The sequence below is a fragment of the Coleofasciculus sp. F4-SAH-05 genome, from assembly GCF_040222985.1.
GTDB lineage: Bacteria > Cyanobacteriota > Cyanobacteriia > Cyanobacteriales > Coleofasciculaceae > Coleofasciculus > Coleofasciculus chthonoplastes.
The window spans coordinates 1-4387 of record NZ_JAVKBY010000106.1 but is presented as its reverse complement, the minus strand read 5'-3'; the positions used below and the strand labels follow the sequence as shown (position 1 = coordinate 4387).

Below are 4387 nucleotides of genomic sequence, written 5' to 3'. Positions count from 1 at the left end.
AAAACCCGCCCTCCCCACCGATAACCCAACAACAAAACCCGCCCTCCCCACCGATAACCCAACAACAAAACCCGCCCTCCCCACCGATAACCCAACAACAAAACCCGCCCTCTCCACCGATAACCCAACAACAAAACCCGCCCTTATTAATAGTTCAGTGTAACTCCTCGAATATAAAAATTAAAATATATAAAAAATCATAAAAGTTGAGGAGTTTTGTAAAATTTATTAAAAAAGCATCCATGAGACATTTTGTCAATTCCTAAAAATTGGTTAGTTGACTAGAACCTGGAGTAAGGAGGTTAGTGGAAATCAATCCAACTATATTAAGTTCTGTAAATATATTTCAACCCCTTACATAAGACATAAGCCAATCCCCAGGGTTAATTGTAATTTTTCCCACCTACTTATCTGACCATTGTGGCATAAAGACCATTATCTTGTCAGGTGGGTAGAATGCCAACTCCGCAAGAGTAGATTCACAGATGTATGGATGCTGCCAAAGTCTGTCAGCTTGCCTCACAATAGAAATAGGATAGCAGCAATCACGACAGGGACTCTACTATGACTAGGGGTGAACACATAAAGCAACGGTGGGAGCAATGGCGCTCACATCGGCTACCTCAAAAACCTCGAATTTCCTATCTAGGCGCATTTATTTTAACACTAGTCAGTTGCCTACTCGTCTACACGGTATCTGGTTCAGCTCAATCCCCAGTCGCGCCAGTTTCATCGTCACTGGTAGAAATCACTCAGGGATGGCAATATCATTGGGGTGATTTTTCTCAACAACAACCCAGGGTTTTAGAAGGGACGCCGAATCCGATATTTTCTGAACAATGGCAGTCATTTCAGTTTCCCGGAAAAATCCAAAAACCAAGCCATAAAAATGCCCAGATTCTGTGGTTGCGTGTTCCCTTACCCGCTGGAAAATGGCACTCCCCGACTCTCTATTTTGGCGCTGTACCTTATATATTAGATGTATATTTAGGAGAGCAACATCTCTATAATCAATGGTCACTCAATGCGGATGCACAAGCCACAATAACAGACTATCAATTGCCACTCCTTCAACTTGAGCCAGGATTTCAGCATCAAACTCTCTTGTTTCGGGTGTATGTCGGAGAAAATGCTTCAATTTATATCGGATTATTTGATCGCGTTGTCTTGGGTGAGCATAATGCTGTAATTAAACGTTTTTTTCAACAACAAAGCCATACATTACTCGGCATTCTATTTTTTGCGTTAGGATTAATTATTCTGGGATTGTCTTTAAGCCGCCCCGAAAAAAAATCATACTTTTACTTTGGTGTTTTAACAACAATGATCGGGATATATACCCTATCGCGGTCTTTTTTTATCCCTATCTTTATTAATCATCTAGAAGCACTACGGTTCTGGGAATATACATCCTTTTATTTGATACCTGTAAGTGGTTGCTTGTTCTTTCAAGAAATGTTTAAGATGAGATGCCAGCCTATTATTCGCCATCTCTGGAAAATTCATCTGGCTTATGCGGTAGCCGCGTTAACCTTAGTCACCACTCACACCTTTTCTTGGAGTCAAACCGTCACTTTGGCTCAATTCTTGTTTTTAGCCAGTGCGATAATGATTTTAACCAAGGCGGTGCAAATTTCTCTGACGGGTAACGTTGAAGCCAAACTCTTTACATTAGGGTTTGGTCTGCTTACTCTATCTGCCATGAATGATATTTTGATTTATCGCCTAGAGTCGGTAAATTGGTATCAAAAACTTTATCCTTGGGGAACATTACTTTTTGTTCTTACGTTAGGCGTTATGTTAGAGCGTCAATTTATTCAAGCGCGTAACCTGCTGCAAAACTATGCCATAGAATTAGAAACTAAAAATACTGCATTACAGCGACTCGATCAGCTTAAGGATGAATTTTTAGCCAACACGTCTCATGAACTCAAAACTCCCTTGAATGGAATTATTGGCATTGCCGAATCATTGATTGATGGAGTAACAGGAAACCTATCAGATCCGACTCTGTTTAACTTGTCGCTGATTGTTTCCAGTGGCAGACGATTGCACCAGTTGGTTAATGATTTACTCGATTTCTCGCAACTCAAACACCATAACCTGCAACTGAATATTAAACCAGTCGGAATTCGAGAAGTTACTCATGTGGTTTTAGCCATTTCTCAACCGTTGGTGGGTAAGAAACCGATCGAGTTAATCAATGGCATTAATCCGGATATTCCCCCGGTTGATGCTGATGAAAATCGTGTCCAGCAGATTTTGTACAATTTGGTGAGTAATGCAATTAAGTTTACGGAACAGGGAACAATTGAAGTTTCCGCGACGCCAGTCAATGATAGGCTGGAAATCCATGTAGTTGACACCGGAATTGGTATTACAGCGGACAAAATCGACCGCATTTTTGAATCCTTTGAACAAGCCGATGGTTCCATTGCTCGCCACTATGGAGGAACAGGTTTAGGTTTAGCCATTACCAAACAACTGGTTGAACTACATGGTGGGATAATTAAGGTTGAGTCTACGCCAGGAGTGGGGTCACGCTTTACCTTTACCCTACCTTTATCTCAGGGTAAGGTTGATTATCAATCCTCCATCGAAGTCTCTAAGGTGCAAGATTATACACCGCGAACTGTTAGCCCGGATCGCATTCTCATCGCTCAAGAGATGGCGGTTACTCCAGAGGGAACCTTCCACATTTTAATTGTAGATGATGAACCCACAAATCTTCAGGTAATTGTCAATCATCTGTCGTTGCAAAATTATGCGATTACCCAAGCGTCTAGTGCCTTGGAAGCGTTAGAGTTGATTCGCTTAGGGTTCAAACCGGATCTGATTTTGCTCGATATAATGATGCCGCAGATGACGGGGTATGAACTGTGTAAAAAACTGCGGGAACAATTTCTGCCTAATGAACTACCGATTGTCTTGTTAACGGCGAAAAACCAGATTTCTGATTTAGTGGAGGGATTTGCAGTTGGAGCGAATGATTATTTAACCAAGCCTGTGTTAAAGAATGAACTATTAGCCCGGATTAAAACCCATCTCCGCTTAGCTAAAATCAATGCCGCTTACGGAAGGTTTGTCCCTTATGAGTTTCTGCAATTTTTGGAACGAGAAAGTATTGTGGATGTGCAATTAGGGGATCAGGTGCAAAAAGAAATGTCTATTTTATTTGCCGATATTCGTTCGTTTACCAGTTTGTCGGAACAATTATCACCGAAAGCAAATTTTGACTTTCTGAATTCGTATTTGGGTCGTGTGGGTCCGGTAATTCGCCATTATCGCGGGTTTATTGATAAATATATTGGTGATGCGGTGATGGCATTATTTCCCCATATACCTGATGATGCACTACAGGCAGCAATTGAGATGCAACAGCAAGTCAGTTTGTATAACGCTCATCGTCAAACCTGTGGGTATGAACCGATTGCGATTGGAATTGGTTTGCATACGGGGAGTTTGATGTTGGGAACGGTGGGAGAGTCTCAGCGAATGGATACAACAGTGATTGCGGATGCGGTGAATTTGGCATCGCGTTTGGAGGGGTTAACTAAGATTTTTGGGGTGGAGATTTTAATTAGCGAAGCAACGTTAAATGAGTTGACAAATGCTCACCATTATAGTTATCGTTTCTTGGGTCTAGTAACCGTGAAAGGAAAACGCCAACCGATCGCGATCTTTGAGGTGTTTGATGGTAACCCGCCGCCACTGATTGAATTGAAGCGACAAACTCGGACGGAGTTTGAACGGGGGGTGCATCTGTATGTGGAGAAAGAGTATACCCAAGCGCAGCAGATTTTCACTCAACTGTGGCAATGGGACGATCGCGATCGCGTGGTTCAATTTTACCAGCAGCGTTGTCAGCAAGCCGAGCGATCTGGAGTCTCGGAGGTGGATATTATTATTCGGTAGTGATTGTTAGGATTGCTGGGATTATCGGGGTTGTAGTGTTGAGGTGATTGTGTCTCATCGAGTTGTGTGGCGATTGCCTCCGGCACTGCGCTCCGTGCAATCGCATCCAGTTCCATTTATACCGTAGGGTGGGCATTGCCCACCAGCCTTAAACAGCGTGCCATTCGGATTAAGTGCGATCGCATCTTCCATTTCTGGCTGTTTTACTGATGGTAAGCGATCGCGTTAGGGTAAGGTGAGCGATCGCTCATTCGGTATAATCACGCTATAATTCAGATTAACCCTGATTTCTACCTTTCCTTAATGCCTGCTAAAGATGTTTACCATAATGTTTTGACACTCCCCGCCCTATAAGTGCGGGGATTCTTAGTTCCGCGACACACCTTACAATTATCTATCCTTGCGGCAATACTTAAACCAAACACCCGTAGAAAACTACCAAGTATTGAGCCTAATTTAGATAACTCCAGAG

1 protein-coding gene is annotated in these 4387 nt (G+C 42.6%); it reads left to right on the top strand.

Features of this window, described 5'->3' with window-relative positions:
- Window positions 1-564 precede the first annotated feature (564 nt).
- Window positions 565-3915, top strand: a complete 3351-nt coding sequence (locus RIG27_RS13595) for an ATP-binding protein (RefSeq protein ID WP_446345912.1) — start codon at window positions 565-567, stop codon at window positions 3913-3915.
- Window positions 3916-4387 lie beyond the last annotated feature (472 nt).